Origin of the sequence: Desulfogranum marinum (assembly GCF_963675105.2) — a bacterium.
GTDB lineage: Bacteria > Desulfobacterota > Desulfobulbia > Desulfobulbales > Desulfobulbaceae > Desulfogranum > Desulfogranum marinum.
This window is the reverse complement of record NZ_CAXXRO010000004.1, coordinates 2,451,386-2,468,033: the sequence shown is the minus strand read 5'-3', so window position 1 is coordinate 2,468,033 and position 16,648 is coordinate 2,451,386. Positions and strand designations below refer to the sequence as shown.

Below are 16,648 nucleotides of genomic sequence, written 5' to 3'. Positions count from 1 at the left end.
AGAAATCAGGGTTAATGTCGTTTTTCAATGTGCACGTTGATAATCTTTTCCTTGGACTAAAAAATTCATCCTCACAGGAGGCCTAAACTCTTATATTATCGATAAGCTTCCTGCAAAACTTAACATTTTGCTTAGAGTTGAAGTCGCACTACCTCAGATTCGACGCTATAAAAAAAGTAATTTTATAGTATTGCTCGCTCCATTTTTCTATTGACGAGGTTCCACCTGTTTTTATAGACGCCTGTTGTACTGGCTAGCTCGAATTTCCATTGCAGTGCTCATCACTCTTTTTTTGTTTGAACAAAAAAAGATAAAGATTATTTAACAAGAGGTACAACCATGCCTGATGCAGTGAGTCGATTTTACAGGCAATATTTCCCTGAGACACCGGTTACCAATCACATGCTGCAGGTAGTTTGCCCTTTTTGCAAAAGGCAACACAGAAAAAACCCTGGTACATTGACCATTCTGCTCAATGAAGAGAGCTTCTTCCACGGATATTTCTGGTGCCGGAATCGATGTTGCGAGGGTGGATTTCCTCTCTATTTTGCAAAACTCAACGGAATAAGCCTAGACCACGTCCCTGGTTTTGATCCTGATCGTGAATATTTTGGCCGGGATATCGATTTTCCGGCAAAAAATATCAACCAGGACGTCATCGATTTTACCGAAAAGCTTACCCCAGAGTTAATAAACGGTTTCCAACACCAGGCAATTTCCAAGGCCGTACTTGAAGAAACGAAAATCGGCTACAACGGGCGCTATCTCGTTTACCCCTACATACAAAGAGATGACAACTACTACGCTGCACGTTGTGTGCATCCTGAAAAGGAAGGGGACAGTTTCTGGTACGGTAACGAAAAGTTTACCACCAATCAATTCCACCTTTTCAATTGCACAGAGATTGATCGCTGCGAAAATGGAAGCCTGGTCATTGTGGAAGGTGAAAAGAACCTACTTCCACTAAAAAAACTGGGACTCCCCTGTATTGCAGTTCCATCTGCAGCAGATTTGGTACATATTGATGAACGTCAGCTCCAATGGCTTCGCACTATTTTTCTGTGGGTAAATAATACGGCTGAATCTCTTACGGCTGCTCGATCCTTTGCCACCATAATCGGTTACAAAGTACGTCTCGTTTCCTGGCAGGCAGATCATCCACGAAAATATTCGCTTACCTCTTTGGCCGTTGATCGTGGCAAGGATTTTCAGCAGGACGTCTTTACTATGCTGCGTAAGGCACGAGCGTTTTCCCCTTTTGCAACCCCAGATCGGGAATATTACCTCTTCAACAAACTGCTAGGTAATGATTCAGACCCGGAGCGACATACTGTTAATACAGGATTTCCACTGCTTGATAAAACATTTGGAGAACTGCGCGGGATTAACATTATGGGTGGTACGCCAAAGGCCGGCAAATCTTGTCTGTTCATCCAGATTGCTACCGAAATGGCTTCTCGCAAAATTCCGGTTATTTACTACGATTTTGAAAACGGCAAACAAAAAATATACCTTCGCACCCTCTCTCGGTGGAGCAGAGTTTCAACAGAGGTACTTTTAAAAGGCAGGCTTACCCCAGAAGAAGTTGCCAGGGTGGAAAAAGCCAAGAAAAAACTTAAGGGGGCTTTGCGCTGGTTTCGGGTGGTCAATGATCGTCAGCTTACCCCTGAACTTATGCGACGCCATATTGACTTTTTACGCCGAGAAACCAACGGAGACCGGGCGGTTGTCATCATAGACAGTCTGCACAAGCTCCCTTTTAAAGACCTGACCAAAAGGCGATCCGGTATTGATGGCTGGTTACGTCATATGGAAGCAATCCGAGATGAATTGCAGGTTTCGTTTCTTGTCATATCAGAACTCGCCCGCGGTCAAGACGGTCAATTTGAGCACCAGCCACAGCTAGGTTCATTCAAGGGGTCGGGCGATATAGCCTATTCAGCAGATAATGCACTCATATTTTTACCGGAATGGGATCCTTTTGAAAGCACTCCCCCTGAAGACAGAATCAACAATCTATGGATGGTAGCAAGCCGTGAGCAAAGCCCTGGAAAAATAGCAGCATATCGTCTTGACTTCCCTTACTGGGGATTTACAGAGCAGCAAGGGTAGGTACAGCGAAATTTCTGCCTGTTCACCAACGCTGCTGCCATTGTTCCAGCAACTCCAGAGCACCTTTTGCCCGGTAGCCCCCCCTCTCTCTCTTCCGCATTTTTTTTGCTAAAGGGGGAAATAATCCAAAGTTGACATTGCTTGGCTGAAAATAGCGACCATCTGAGGAGGTCAAATGACGCAGCAAAGCTCCAAACGCCGTCGCAGCGGGAGGCGGTTCAGGGACGGAACCTTTCGTAGCCAGTCCTGCTGCATTTATTCCCGCCAGCAGCCCCATTGCCGCACTTTCGACGTATCCCTCCACACCAGACAACTGTCCCGCTATAAACAATCCTGGTACATTTTTCATCTGCAGGGAGGTATCAAGTAGATCAGGCGCACAAATAAAAGTATTGCGATGAATAGATCCCAATCGTAAAAATTCGGCTTGCTCAAGCCCTGGTATCATACGAAAAACACGTTGTTGTTCACCGTATTTTAATTTGGTTTGAAAACCAACCATGTTAAACATCGTGCCTGTACGATTTTCTGCCCGGAGCTGCATTACCGCGTAGGGGACCTCTCCGGTTTCAGGATGGGCGAGTCCAACCGGTTTCATCGGCCCATAACGAAGCGTATCAGCCCCCCTGCCTGCCATAACTTCAATGGGCAGGCAACCTTCAAAATACTTTTCTTTTTCAAAAGATTGTAAAGGTACCATTTCAGCACTCAACAATGAGGCCAGAAACAGCTCATACTCTTCTTTTGTGAACGGACAATTCAGGTAGTCTCCAGGTCCCTCATCGTCCCAACGTGATTTTCTATAAACCCGATCCCAATTGAGACTTTCTGCATCAACAATAGGAGCTATAGCATCATAAAAGGCTAATTTTTCGCCGGTTAGTTCAAGCAACCTTGTAGACAGCGATGCAGAAGTCAAGGGCCCTGTTGCAAGAATAACAGGCTGACAGCCGGAATCCGGCAAAGACACCACTTCCTCCCTGCGAACAGTGATAGCCGGGTGCCTTTCAATGGCTTGTGTTATATGACGGGCAAACATATTACGGTCCACGGCCAGCGCCTTACCAGCAGGCACCATGGTCGCAGTTGCGCCAGTCATAATCAACGATCCAAGACGGCGCATTTCTTCTTTTAACAAGCCCACTGCAGAGTCTACTGCATTTGAGCGAAAGGAGTTGGAACAGACTAGTTCCGCCAACTGCTCAGATTCATGAGCAGGGCTGAAAAGTGAAGGCTTCATTTCATACAGAACAACCTCCACCCCTCTCTGAGCCAACTGCCAGGATGCTTCACACCCTGCAAGCCCACCACCGATTACACTAACTTTTTTGGTCATCTATCGATCTTTACCTCTACGTTTCGACGTCCCCACCCCAGGGCTTGTTGATGTGATTCAAAATACAAATCAATGCGGGTCGGTCCTTTGATTGCTCCGCCTCTATCAGCGACGACTCCCCACCCATAGCCGGGGACAAACATTCTCGTTCCAAAGGGATAATACTTCGTATCAGCGGCTATGGTTCCATCTCGATGAAACCACAACCATGGCAATACTGTTCGTACCGGAATCATCCAGGGATGAACAAGGCTATCCTGAGAGAATAGGCCGGGAACGGGTTCTACAGGAACTGTATTTGCGGCTGTTTTACCATTATATGCCATACCCTTTCGTTTACCGGCAGAGACATATTTATTCCAGAAATCAAGTTTGAGAAACAGCCAACGGCCTCTCTCCCAGGAGCAACACTTACCGCATCCGCAATAAGCAGTGGTTTCCATAATCCTGGTTTCGTAGCCGGCACAGCCAGACAAAAGAATGCTGAGCCAAAGAAGAAGAAAAAAAATGGAAAAACGCATATAAAAAAAGGCAGAACGCCTAAAGCATCCTGCCCGTAAAGAGACGTCTGGGTTTAGTATCTATAATACTCAGGTTTGAACGGACCTTCTACAGTCACACCGATATACTCAGCCTGTTCCTGTGTCAACTCGGTAAGTGTTGCACCAATTTTCTTTAAATGCAACATTGCGACTTTCTCATCGAGTTCTTTAGGCAGAAAATAGACTTTATTTTCATATTTTTCTGCATTATTCCACAATTCAATCTGAGCAAGAACCTGATTGGCAAAGGAATTACTCATGACAAAACTTGGGTGACCAGTAGCGCAGCCGAGGTTAACCAGTCGACCTTCAGCAAGAATGATCAATCGCTTGCCATCAGGAAAGATAACATGGTCAACCTGGGGCTTGATGTTTTCCCATTCCAGTTCACGAATGCCTGCAATATCGATCTCAGAATCAAAGTGACCAATGTTGCATACAATGGCCTGGTCCTTCATCATATCCATATGAGCCCTGCTGATAACCCTTAAGTTACCGGTGCAAGTAACAAAAATTTCACCTACTGCGGCGGCTTCTTCCATGGTTACAACCCGGTACCCTTCCATGGCCGCCTGCAGCGCACAAATAGGATCTATTTCGGTTACCAGGACAGTAGCCCCCATACCACGCAGTGCCTGTGCACACCCCTTACCGACATCACCGTAGCCGGCAACGACACCAATTTTACCGGCGATCATGACATCTGTGGCGCGTTTTATACCATCAAGCAATGACTCCCGACATCCATACAGGTTGTCGAACTTTGATTTGGTAACCGAGTCATTGACATTAATAGCAGGCGAAAGCAATTTTCCGTCCTGGGCCATCTCGTTGAGGCGCAGAACCCCTGTGGTTGTTTCTTCAGAAATACCACGCACATCCTTCATCAATTCAGGGTATTTCTGATGCATTATCAGGGTCAGGTCACCACCATCATCGAGAATCATATTGGGCCGCCAGTCATCGGGGCCAAAGATAGTCTGTTCGATGCACCACCAGAATTCTTCCTCGGTCTCTCCCTTCCAAGCAAAGGTCGGGATTCCTGCAGCCGCCACTGCAGCTGCAGCGTGATCCTGGGTGGAAAAAATATTACAGGAAGACCAGCGCAGCTCAGCACCCAAGTCAACCAGAGTCTCCATTAAAACTGCGGTCTGGATGGTCATATGCAGGCAGCCGCCGATACGTGCTCCTGCTAGCGGTTTGCTACCTTTATACTCTTCTCGCAGGGCCATCAAACCCGGCATTTCGGTCTCGGCTATGGCAATCTCTTTTCTGCCCCATTCGACAAGACTCATATCTGCAACTTTATAATCGGTCATACATTGCTCCTGCATCTTTTTTCAAAAAATGCTTCATCAATTCTAAATTTATAGCTCAACTACATCCAAAGATTATAGTCCGGCTGCGTCCCTCAGTGCTTCGACCTTATCGATAGCTTCCCAGGTAAACTCAGGAAGCTCACGGCCAAAGTGGCCATAAGCTGCAGTTTTCCTATAAATAGGTCGTAAGAGATCAAGCTTTTGGACGATGGCCTTAGGTCGCAAGTCAAATACCTGGCGAATAACCTCAATCAATCTTTCTTCGCTTACCTTGCCTGTCCCAAATGTTTTTACGTTAATAGATACCGGTTGAGAGATACCGATGGCATAGGCTACCTGCACCTCAACTTCTTTAGCAAGCCCTGCCGCCACAATGTTTTTGGCAACATACCGTCCCATGTACGCGGAAGAGCGGTCGACTTTGGATGGATCCTTGCCGGAAAAAGCACCGCCACCGTGTGAACCACGCCCGCCATATGTATCCACGATAATTTTCCGACCTGTAAGACCGCAATCCCCTACAGGCCCACCGATGACAAAACGACCTGTGGGATTGATAAAATATTTAGTGTCCGCATCCACCATATTGGCAGGAAGAATAGGCTTAATAATTTCTTCCATGACCCCTTCTTTCAAGTCTGCATGGGTTATTTCCGGGGCATGTTGGGTGGAAAGAACAACCGCCTCTATTCGTTTGGCAATATCATTTTCATATTCAATGGTTACCTGACTCTTGGCATCTGGTCGTAGCCACGGCAAAACACCAGCCTTACGTATCTGAGCCTGCCGCTTTACCAAACGATGGGCATAGGTTATGGACATGGGCATCAAAACATCTGTTTCATCACAAGCGTAGCCGAACATAAGCCCCTGGTCGCCGGCGCCCTGATCCAAGTCAAGTCCGGTTCCTTCGTCAACCCCTACGGCGATGTCAGCCGATTGCTTGTCAATGGAGGTCATAACCGCACAGGACTGCCAGTCAAATCCCATATCTGAAGAGTTGTAGCCTATTTCACGTATTGTCTGACGAACAATCTCCGGCATATCAACCCAGGCCGAGGTAGTAATTTCTCCTGCAATCAGTGCCATTCCTGTGGTAACAAGACTCTCACAAGCGACACGGGAGTGTTTATCCTGGGCAAGAATAGCATCAAGAATGGCATCAGAAATTTGATCAGCTACTTTATCCGGATGCCCTTCAGATACTGATTCTGACGTAAACAAATGATTTGACATATAGTTGACTCCTTAAGGAGATAATTGGTTTTCAATCGTCCTTCTGATTTTGCGTATAGTAAAGGGGTAAAGATTCTACATCCATATCCCGGTCAATTCAACCTAAATATGTTAGAATTGCGACAATATTTGCTCATGCGATAATCTGAACAAGTGACCACCCCATGAGACCATGAAGGTGATTTACAACAATATCAACCAACTGTGACGAGGCTTAAGCCACTTCTTCATAATGATGAAAAAAAATTGTAAAGTGTACCTGCTTGCAGTCCTTATCCCTGAATGGCATAGCCACCATCTACGACCACGACCTGCCCATGTACCATGGAGGCGAGGTCGCTGCATAAAAACAGGGCGACATCCGCAACATCTTCCGGTGTGGTCAGACGACCAAGGGGGGTACGCTGTTCCGCTGCTTCCAATATCTTTTCCCGGTTAGGAAATTTCTTTAAGGCATCGGTATCCACAACACCGGCGCTCAAAGTGTTAATGGTGATCTTCTTCGGACCAATTTCAACCGCTAAATGACGCACTAATGACTCTAAAGCGGCTTTTGACGCTCCGACAACGGTATAATCGGGAATGGCCCGCACCGACCCCATGGACGAAATGGCTATAATCCTTCCTCCCTCCCCCATCATCGGTAGTGCATGTTGCGTCAATGACAACAAGGCACGGGCATTAATATTCATTGCCCAGTCCCAGTGACGAGGCGTCAGCTCCATGGCAGGTTTCAGCACTCCGGAGGCAGCATTGGAAACAACAATGTCCAAATGCTCAACGCCATGTTCCTTTATACTTTCAAATAGTTGCGCAACATGGATTTCATCAGCAATATTAGCCTTGACAGCAAAGCACTGTACTCCTTTCGCCTTAATAGCCTCAACAGCCTGGTCGGCATCACTGCGGTGGCGAACAAAATTGACAATGATATTAACGCCACACTCGGCAAGGCGGAGGGCAATAGCCCGACCAATGCCACGAGATCCACCTGTTATTAACGCTGTTTTTCCCTGCATATTTTTCATATTATAATCCTGAACAAAAACAGTAGTATAAAACTTGTATATAATTAATTAGCACCTAAATCCTGCAATTGCCAAGTTTGCCGAAGGTGCGAGGCTGCGTACACGCAGACGTACTGTAGTACTTCAAGTGTGCGCAAACAAAGCAGATTCGGTAAAATCGGCAATCCCGAAGGGTGGCAAGCATGAGAAAAATGCTCTTAAACCTAACTCACATTAAAAGTGAACTGATTTCTTGTTGATAAAACCGATAACAGTCTGGAAAAAAATAACTAAAAGCGTTTTTGTCATGTTTGACATGCAAGATTTAGGTAGCAGCTTATCCTTGCCATTTTCCTTTCGGCTATCGCTGTAGTATAGGCTGGGCTATTCTTCGTATAGAACTTTTTATAAAACGGAGGGGATGAAAGCGAATAGGCATTAACTTCTCAGGAACTATAAATCCTTCCACGTTCAATGTATCACTTTGCAAAAAAGTCCATTCTATATGGTCCAGCGAAACTCCTGCATACCCTTTTCCGGCAGCAGTAGCCCAAAGAGGACAATCTGCCGGATTTATCCCAAGTATATCAAGAAAAGCGGTATCCAGAGCAATCGCATTAGCAGAACAACCAAGAACCCCAACAGAGAAAGGCTCACCATGAATTGGTCCGCTCACATGCATTGCCTTTATACCATCGAGCAATGACAGGCTGTGGGGAAAGGCGGGAAGCAACTGAAGGATAAGCTCTGCAAAGCTTCCATTTTTCCCACCATATGCCATGTGCCACCATGCCTTTCTTAAACCGGCAACACAGCCAAACATATTTTTTACCGCCATGGTCACTCGCGCTTGGGCATGGGCTTTGACACGAGGTACATTTACCAATATGTCACATTCCCTGGGTGCCGTAGCTACTCTCAGCTCTTTTCCATCCGGCAAGGCTATTTTTTCCGTTTGATTAAACTCTACAATTTCGACCCCTAAATTGCTCAAACCCGCAAGTGCTCCTATTGCCTCCAGCACAGACCTTGCTGAACCAAAAGCTGGAGAGTCACCAAGCTTTACCTTCGCCCCCTGGTCAAGAAACCATCTGGCAACCGATTCCAGCAAAACAGGTTCACTGCATGCTAGACCTCCATTACGGGCGCAAATCAAATTTGGTTTGATCAGTACCTGAGAACCTGCAAAAGAGCCTCCTCCGCAGGTTACTGAAAGCAACTGATTCACCACATTGTCAAGAGAATCTTGAGCATACGTTGCTAAAGGCAGCAAAGCCACCTGCGGAATAGAGCTCTTCATAAAAAACGATTTTGCTAAAAAGAAACCGACTTGACCCTCAAAAGTAAAAGGATCAAGTCGGCAAAGGAGAGAAGATGAAGAATCATTTTAAATTTAGCATTATTCATGCCAGAAAAAAACCAGGGCCCAAAAAAATATTACCCTTTTTTCAAGGTGTTACATGGAATTTTATTCTCTCTTGCTTCAAGCCCCGCAAAGTAGTTCATTTTTTTTAACCTCGCCTGGGCTAAAAAAAGAATGGATCAAAAAAAACACTTAACATATCAAATAATTACCATGCAATACTATTTTTTATACTCCATATCTCCCAATAGACCCCCAATTGGATATTTTTTATACACCCTCACTGACATACAAAATCCACAGTGCTGATTATGGTTATATTACGCCTCGTGAAAGGCAATACTTCGGGTCCGTAACACGCCTTCCTGCTGACAAATTTCCTTTTCTACACTAGCTGGAACAGGACCTGCACAGTCAATAATATTATAGCCTAAAGTTCCATTACTTTTATTAGTGTAGTTCATGATGTTAATATGATGTGCACCAAGGATGTTTGTCACCAGACCAATCATTCCGGGTTGATCACGATTAATGACCGTTAATCGTGTATGAACATCTACCGTTGGAATGGTTTCAATGTTGGGGAAATTGACACTGTGAACAATGTTGCCGTATTCCAGATAGCTTTTCAACTCTCTAACGGCCATCACCGCGCAGTTTTCTTCAGACTCTGAAGTAGAGGCTCCCAAATGCGGTGTAACAATAATCTTCTCATGGCCGATAAACTTCACCGAGGGAAAATCAGATATATGGCCTCTCAGTTTGCCACTTGCAAGTGCTGCCAACACAGCATCTTCATCAACAATAGGTCCCCTGGCATAATTTATAAGAATGGCATCATCTTTCACAAACTCTAAAAAATCCTTTTGTGTCACATATCCGCGGGTATTTTTGTTTAAAGGAATATGCACGCTGATAAAGTCGGCCTGTCCAAGCGCTTCTTTACGGGATCTTGAAAGTGTTACTTCCGGCGAAAGCCCATGAATATTATCCATAGCTGGAAAAGGATCAAACCCGATAACCTTCATCCCATGATGTAACCCTGCATTGGCGACGCCCACTCCAATCTTTCCAAGTCCAACCACGGCAAGGGTCTTTCCCGCCATTTCTTCGCCCTTAAACTTCTTTTTCTGCGCTTCCACTTCAATGTTTATGGAGTCATCATCCTTCAATTTATTGAGATCTTTACAAAATGAGATACTCTTTTCCACATTACGCAGCCAGATACCTAAAGTCGTATAGACCAACTCCACTACAGCATTGGCATTTGCACCTGGTGCGTTAAATACACAGATTCCTTTCTCAGAAGCTTCGTCAACCGGTATATTATTAACGCCGGCACCGGCTCTAGCGACGCCCAGCAAATTTGGAAAAAGATTCAAATCCACCTGAGAACTCCGTACAACCAACCCTTCCGGGTCGCTCTCTTCCGGGTCTACAATATAACGGTCTGTTAAAAGTGCCAGCCCTTCCGGAGCAATGGCATTCATCGTCTTGATACGAAATAATTGCATAAATGTCCTCTTTCTGGTCATCATTAAAGGATGCAAAGCAGTCAGTTGCGAAACTCAAACAGTCTGTTGTATCAGGTGCGGTAAAACAGTGCACACCCTGGCAGGCGAACGCAACCTGTTGACAAATTGATATAAAATTTAACGGCAGACCCTACAACGATCTTTTGGACCTTGTCAAGCAGAAGCATGTCCAATAGAGAAGTAACCTTTTCTAACAGATAATAAATGATTAGTATTTAGCCATTCTTTCAAATCATACTACCAAAAACTGACACTTCATGAAAAACACATTATTCATTTTTATTTTCCTGTTCTTTATCTTTCCTTCTTTTCTTCCCTGCAACCATGCTTCGGCCAATACTATGGTTGCCCCCATCCACCACCATATATCCCTCAGTTTTGATATAAACAAGCAGACGCTGTATGCAACATCGCGTATCAGCATTCCTCAACAGACTGAGCTGTATCTGGAAGGCGGCCCGCTCTCACTCACCGGGATAGTCCTTGAAAAAGAGAAAACCACCCCTGTCAAAGTTATTGCCGGAGAAAAAAACGACATTTTTATCGCGGCATCACACCTACCGCAGCAGCTTTATATCTCTTGGGAACTCTCAACAGCTCATGTATTGGACAGGGACAATCTTATTGCCGATAACGGGATAACACTTGCTGGGTTTTGGCATCCATTAGGCAAACAAGACATGCTTTTCTCTCTTGATGCGGTTATCCCTCAGCATTTTTCAGCTATTACTGAAGCAGAAGAGATTACCACAACGGTTTCCGGCAGCAACAAGCATGTACATGCCTCCTTCAACCACCCTCTTCAGAGCATGCACTTGATTGCAGGGCCATATGTCATCCAGAGTAAACAACTGCAAAATCTGACGATTTATGCTTATTTTTTTAAAGAAGATGCTCATCTGATGAAACAATATCTGGCAAAAACGGCGTCCTACATCCGTGAGTATGAAAATTTGATTGGTCCCTTTCCTTACTCCCGCTATAGTATTGTGGAGAACAGGCTTCCCACCGGCTACGGAATGCCCGGTTTTACCCTCCTTGGCCAAGCTGTTGTTCGCCTTCCCTTTATTGTGGACACCTCTTTGGGTCATGAAATTCTTCACTCCTGGTTCGGTAACAGTATTTTTATTCGTCATGATGATGGAAACTGGGCAGAAGGGCTGACAACCTACCTTGCAGATCAACACCTGGCTGCTAAAGCTGGAAAAGACATTCAGTACCGAAAAAAACAGCTTGTTCGATACGATGCCTACGTTGCAGCCGGCACACCACCTTCAATGCGTAATTTTCACAATCCGAGCGATAACCAGCCACAATCAAGTATGCTCAGGGCAGTAGGCTATGATAAGGGATCAATGATTTTCCATATGCTTCATCAGAAAATCGGTCGAGACAACTTTTTTAAAGCACTCGCTCTCTTTTATCAAACAAACCGTTTCCAAAGGGCTGGCTGGCAGGATATTCAAGATGCTTTTGCTGAGGTTTCCGACACAAACTTAGCTGCTTTTTTCGACCAATGGGTAGACCGTGAGGATATCCCCTCGCTGTCCATAGAAAAAATAGACGTAAAGCCCAAAGGCGGTCAAGCCTCTGTTGCTTTTGATATCGTCCAACATACGGAAAAACCATATGCAATTGATGTCCCCATACGAATCGAAACTATGGGTGAGCCAATACAAAAAACACTTACCACCAATAGCACGCAAAAAAGGTTTGCCGTTACCACAGATACCCTTCCGGTGTCCATAACCCTAGACCCGAAATACGACCTTATGCGAAGTCTTGGAGCTGGGGAAAGAAGAGTGACTTGGGCTCATTTTCTGGCTGCAAGCCCGATGAATATCTTGGTTTCTGAAAAACAAGCAGCAACGTATCAACCGTTGATAAACCTCCTTCAGAAGCGGGGAGGCAACGTTATCAGCCCAAAAAATGTAACAAACAGTGCTCTACAGAAAGGATCCTGGCTTTTTGCCGGAGCCAGCAGCCATCGCAGCAGTCTTTTTGCCGACAAAAAAGCAGCAGATTTTGATTTTTCGCTGGCAGTGCACCCAAGCCCTTTTCATCAAAGGCAGGTTATGGTCCTGGTAGACAGCGAAGATTTTTTTCAAACCCAGGCTGTTGCCGGCAAACTGTTTCACTACGGACAATATTCCGTCCTTGGCTTCAACAACGGCAACATACAACAAAAAAAAACCAGTCCGGCAGACGATGGAGACCACTATCCTTTACTCTCACTTCCTGGAGGTGTACCGACCAAAGCCCCCATGGACTTTTCAGAAATTCTTACAAATATAAAAGACTCGAAAGTAATTTATGTGGGCGAAACACATACCGACTATGGTGCCCATTTACTTCAACTGCAGATAATCCAAGGACTCTTTCAACTAAACCCAAATCTGGTCATAGGAATGGAGATGTTTCCCACTTCCTCGCAGCAAGCGCTTGATGACTATATCGACGGGACCATCCAGAGCGAGTCCGAATTCATTAAACAGTCACAATATTTTAAAGTTTGGGGATACGACTACCGGCTATACCGCGATATTATAGGTTTTGCAAAAGCTAAAAAAATACCTCTTATTGGCCTGAACCTAGACAAACAGATAACAAGAACATTGTATCGTACCGGAACAACAGATGCATTATCAGTAGAACAGCGAGCCAGTGTTCCAGAGGATCGTGACCTTATACTTCCCGGATATGAACAACGACTTACTTCGGTCTTCAAAATGCATCAGACACCTCATTCTTCAGGAGGGTTTCCCGGTTTTCTTCAGGCCCAGGCATTATGGGATGAAACCATGGCTACATCTATAATCAATATCCTGCAACAATTTCCTGAAAAACAGATCATTGTTCTTGCCGGGACAGGACATGTGCATAAAATTAACGGCATTCCCCCTAGGGTGCAAAGAAGAATGAACAACATTGCCCAAAAAATTATCGTTCCAGCAGGCAGGCTATCCTCTGATGCAGGAATGCCGGCCCCTGCCGATATACTGATGGACACAGCAAGCGTTGAACTAGCTGCAGTGGGTAAAATCGGGGTTATACTCGAAGAGGAAGAAAATGGACAAGTGAGAATACGTCAAATAAGCCCTCATGGTTTGGCAGGCAAGGCAGGTCTGATGCCACAGGATATTATCAAACAAATTAACAACAATCCTGTCGCCAGTGTCGCCGATATCAAAATCAGCCTCCTTGACACTAAGGCCGGGGACACGGTCAGCGCTCAAATCATAAGAGGTGAAAAGCTCTACGACTTCCAAGTGGAACTCTCCTCCATTCAACAGACAATGATGCCAAAGGCTCACCCAAAGATAAAGATGCCTTGAAGGGAGAAAAGCTTATTGCAAAGGTTCGTTGAACTTAAACAAGAACCTCCAGCTATGAGAGGGCCGAGCTGAGAGCCACTGCGCAAACATTCTTTTTCACATCATGAACTCGCAATATATCAACACCCTTTTGCACGCACAAAGCTGATACAATGGCGGTCGGGAGATCACGTTCCGTGACAGGTATGCCTAGCAAGTGGTCAAAAAACGACTTGCGTGAGTGGCCAACCAGCACTTGGCATCCATGTTTTTTAAATTCCTTGATATTTCGTAGTATGGCCAGATTATGGTCTACGCTTTTGCCAAAACCAATGCCAGGATCAATAATAATTCGCCGGCGATCAATTCCCTTTTTTTCCATCCAGGCTAGCCGTTGAGTAAAAAAAGTATTTATTTCCTCAACAACATCAGTGTATTGAGGGGCGATCTGCATAGTATCTGGGTTACCCTGCATGTGCATTATGATCACGGGGCCACTGTAACTGGCTACCACCTCTACCATTTCTGGGTCTTGGCGGAGGGCTGAAATGTCATTGACCATTGTAGCACCCGCAGCAAGAGCAGCTTTTGCGACAAGAGCTTTGGTTGTGTCAATGGAAACAGGAATGGAAGTGAATTGGCGAATCTGAATAATTGCAGGCAGAACTCTTGCCATCTCCTCATCCGCATCGATCGCTTCAGCAAAAGGTCTGGATGACTCCCCTCCCACATCAATAATGTCCGCTCCATCCTCAACGAGCTTAACGATTTGCTTTTGAATAGCATCCTTATTGGTGTACCGGCCGCCATCTGAAAAGGAATCAGGAGTAACATTGAGTATCCCCATAACCTTTGTTGCACTTGCCATGAATACATCTCCAATAAATAAAAAGAGCCGGTCGACTGCAAGCAGTCTACCGGCTCAAATTTCTACGTGCCTACATTTGCTGCAAATTAGGCTTCGGCGGTTTCATGCTCCTCAGTAGCGTCAGATGGCTCCGTTTCACTCTTTTCAGTAGTGTTTACACCAGCTTCTTCTTCACCTCTGAGATTAACAATTATACGATTCATGTCTTCGAGCATAATTGTCTCTTTCTCAAGCAATTCAGCAGCCACCGCATCCAGGATGTCCATGTTATCCTGAAGAAGTTTTGTGACTCTTTCATTACCCTCGAGAATGATCTTTTTCACAGCATCATCAATTTTTTGGGCTGTCAACTCACTATAATCACGATGTTGGGCAATCTCCCGTCCGAGGAAAATCTGCTCATCTTTCTTACCATACGCAAGAGGTCCGAGTTCGTCACTCATTCCCCATTCACACACCATTTTTCGGGCGAGCTCACTGGCACGTTCAATATCATTGCCTGCACCTGTGGTAATCTCATTAAATACAAGTTTTTCAGCGACCCTACCGCCAAATAGAATGGCAATGGAATCAAGCAAGAAACCACGAGCATGTGTATATTTTTCATCCATGGGCAATTGCATTGTCAAACCAAGAGCCCTACCCCTGGGGATAATGGTCACTTTATGTATGGGATCTGTTCCTGGCAGAAAGCGAGCAACCAAGGCATGTCCTGCTTCATGATAGGCAGTGATCTCTTTCTCTTTGTCGGAGATAATCATTGATCTTCTCTCTGCGCCCATCATTACCTTATCTTTGGCCTTTTCCAACTGCTCAGCATCAACCTGGTCCTTACCTTTTCTGGCTGCCATAAGAGCAGCCTCATTGACGAGATTTTCCAGGTCAGCACCAGAAAATCCAGGTGTACCCCGAGCAATCACCCCCATGTCGACATCATCTGCCAACTTGGTTTTTTTGCCATAAATTTCAAGAATCTTTTCTCGTCCTTTCACATCCGGCACCGGCACCATTACCTGACGATCAAAACGACCTGGTCTGAGTAATGCTGGATCAAGTACATCAGGTCGGTTAGTGGCAGCAATAATAATAACCCCATCATTGCCCTCAAACCCATCCATTTCAACCAGCAGTTGGTTCAAGGTCTGTTCGCGCTCGTCATGCCCTCCACCGAGCCCAGCTCCACGATGACGCCCTACAGCATCAATTTCGTCAATAAATATAATACAGGGCGCATGTTTTTTACCCTGATTAAAGAGGTCACGAACCCTTGAGGCCCCTACCCCGACAAACATTTCAACAAAATCAGAACCAGAGATGGTGAAAAACGGAACTCCGGCCTCGCCGGCAATGGCTCGGGCAAGTAAAGTTTTTCCTGTCCCAGGAGAACCTGCAAGCAAAACACCTTTGGGTATTCTTCCACCCAGCTTTGTGAATTTCTGAGGATCGCGCAGGAAATCGATTATCTCTTCGAGTTCTTCTTTGGCTTCATCAATACCGGCAACATCTTTAAACGTAACCTGTACTTCCCCTTCTCCCTGGAGTTTTGCCCTGGTTTTGCCAAATGAAAGAGCCCCGCCTTTACCGCCCATCTGCATCTGGCGCATAAAGAAAATCCACACCCCAATCAAAAGCAGCATCGGAAACCAGGATATCAGTATAGTCAAATACCAAGGCGTTTGCTCAGGCTCTTTAACAGAAATATCCACTCCAGACTGTCTGAGCATGGGGATAAGTTCTGTATCATCGGGAGCCACGGTTGTAAATGGACGCCCATCAAGACCAGAACCGGTAATTTTTTCACCCTGGATATTAACCTTGGTGATGGCACCACTATCCACGCTTGACCAAAACTCGCTGTATGTCACAGAGTTACTGGCTGAATGAGGTTTGTTAAACAAGTTAAACAGCAAGATCATAGTCAGACCTATGACCAGCCACATGCTCAGATTTTTATAAAAAGTATTCAAAAAAACTCTCCACTATGATGCTGTTGACGTGTAACCATTTGGCAGTATA

General features: G+C 45.4%; 11 protein-coding genes. 2 read left to right on the top strand and 9 right to left on the bottom strand.

The window, feature by feature from the left end:
* The first annotated feature begins 339 nt into the window (after positions 1-339).
* A complete protein-coding gene (locus tag ACHZCY_RS19530; protein ID WP_319550071.1) occupies positions 340-2,112 on the top strand; it encodes a DnaB-like helicase C-terminal domain-containing protein in 1,773 nt (590 codons plus the stop codon).
* 22 nt (positions 2,113-2,134) lie between these two features.
* Here ACHZCY_RS19530 and trmFO read toward each other — a convergent pair whose 3' ends face one another.
* The 7 genes from trmFO to ACHZCY_RS19495 all read right to left on the bottom strand — a co-directional run bounded on the left by trmFO (position 2,135) and on the right by ACHZCY_RS19495 (position 10,429).
* Positions 2,135-3,448 (bottom strand): methylenetetrahydrofolate--tRNA-(uracil(54)-C(5))-methyltransferase (FADH(2)-oxidizing) TrmFO, encoded by a 1,314-nt coding sequence (gene trmFO / locus ACHZCY_RS19525; RefSeq protein ID WP_319550070.1) that lies wholly within the window; start codon positions 3,446-3,448, stop codon positions 2,135-2,137.
* On the bottom strand, positions 3,445-3,891 hold the full coding sequence (locus ACHZCY_RS19520; RefSeq protein WP_319550069.1) for a 3D domain-containing protein: 447 nt from the start codon (positions 3,889-3,891) through the stop codon (positions 3,445-3,447). Before ACHZCY_RS19520 ends, trmFO begins: the two co-directional genes overlap by 4 nt.
* A gap of 131 nt (positions 3,892-4,022) precedes the next feature.
* Positions 4,023-5,309, bottom strand: coding sequence for an adenosylhomocysteinase (ahcY, locus tag ACHZCY_RS19515; protein ID WP_205221089.1), 1,287 nt, complete (start codon positions 5,307-5,309; stop codon positions 4,023-4,025).
* Between the two features lie 72 nt (positions 5,310-5,381).
* Positions 5,382-6,545, bottom strand: coding sequence for a methionine adenosyltransferase (gene metK, locus ACHZCY_RS19510; RefSeq protein ID WP_319550068.1), 1,164 nt, complete (start codon positions 6,543-6,545; stop codon positions 5,382-5,384).
* Between the two features lie 272 nt (positions 6,546-6,817).
* The gene (gene fabL, locus ACHZCY_RS19505) at positions 6,818-7,564 is read right to left on the bottom strand and encodes an enoyl-[acyl-carrier-protein] reductase FabL (RefSeq protein ID WP_394713453.1); all 747 of its coding nucleotides are present in this window, start codon (positions 7,562-7,564) and stop codon (positions 6,818-6,820) included.
* Between the two features lie 349 nt (positions 7,565-7,913).
* Positions 7,914-8,852, bottom strand: a complete 939-nt coding sequence (locus tag ACHZCY_RS19500; RefSeq protein WP_319550066.1) for a DUF362 domain-containing protein — start codon at positions 8,850-8,852, stop codon at positions 7,914-7,916.
* Positions 8,853-9,235: 383 nt separating this feature from the next.
* Positions 9,236-10,429, bottom strand: coding sequence for a 3-phosphoglycerate dehydrogenase family protein (locus ACHZCY_RS19495; protein ID WP_205221085.1), 1,194 nt, complete (start codon positions 10,427-10,429; stop codon positions 9,236-9,238).
* Between the two features lie 278 nt (positions 10,430-10,707).
* Here ACHZCY_RS19495 and ACHZCY_RS19490 point away from each other — a divergent pair, with 278 nt between their 5' ends.
* Positions 10,708-13,785: a ChaN family lipoprotein gene (locus ACHZCY_RS19490; RefSeq protein WP_319550065.1), complete on the top strand. Its 3,078-nt coding sequence runs from the start codon at positions 10,708-10,710 to the stop codon at positions 13,783-13,785.
* Between the two features lie 52 nt (positions 13,786-13,837).
* Here ACHZCY_RS19490 and folP read toward each other — a convergent pair whose 3' ends face one another.
* Entirely contained in the window at positions 13,838-14,632 is a 795-nt protein-coding gene (gene folP / locus ACHZCY_RS19485) for a dihydropteroate synthase (protein ID WP_319550064.1), read from the bottom strand.
* 86 nt (positions 14,633-14,718) lie between these two features.
* Entirely contained in the window at positions 14,719-16,599 is a 1,881-nt protein-coding gene (ftsH, locus tag ACHZCY_RS19480) for an ATP-dependent zinc metalloprotease FtsH (RefSeq protein WP_319550063.1), read from the bottom strand.
* Positions 16,600-16,648 lie beyond the last annotated feature (49 nt).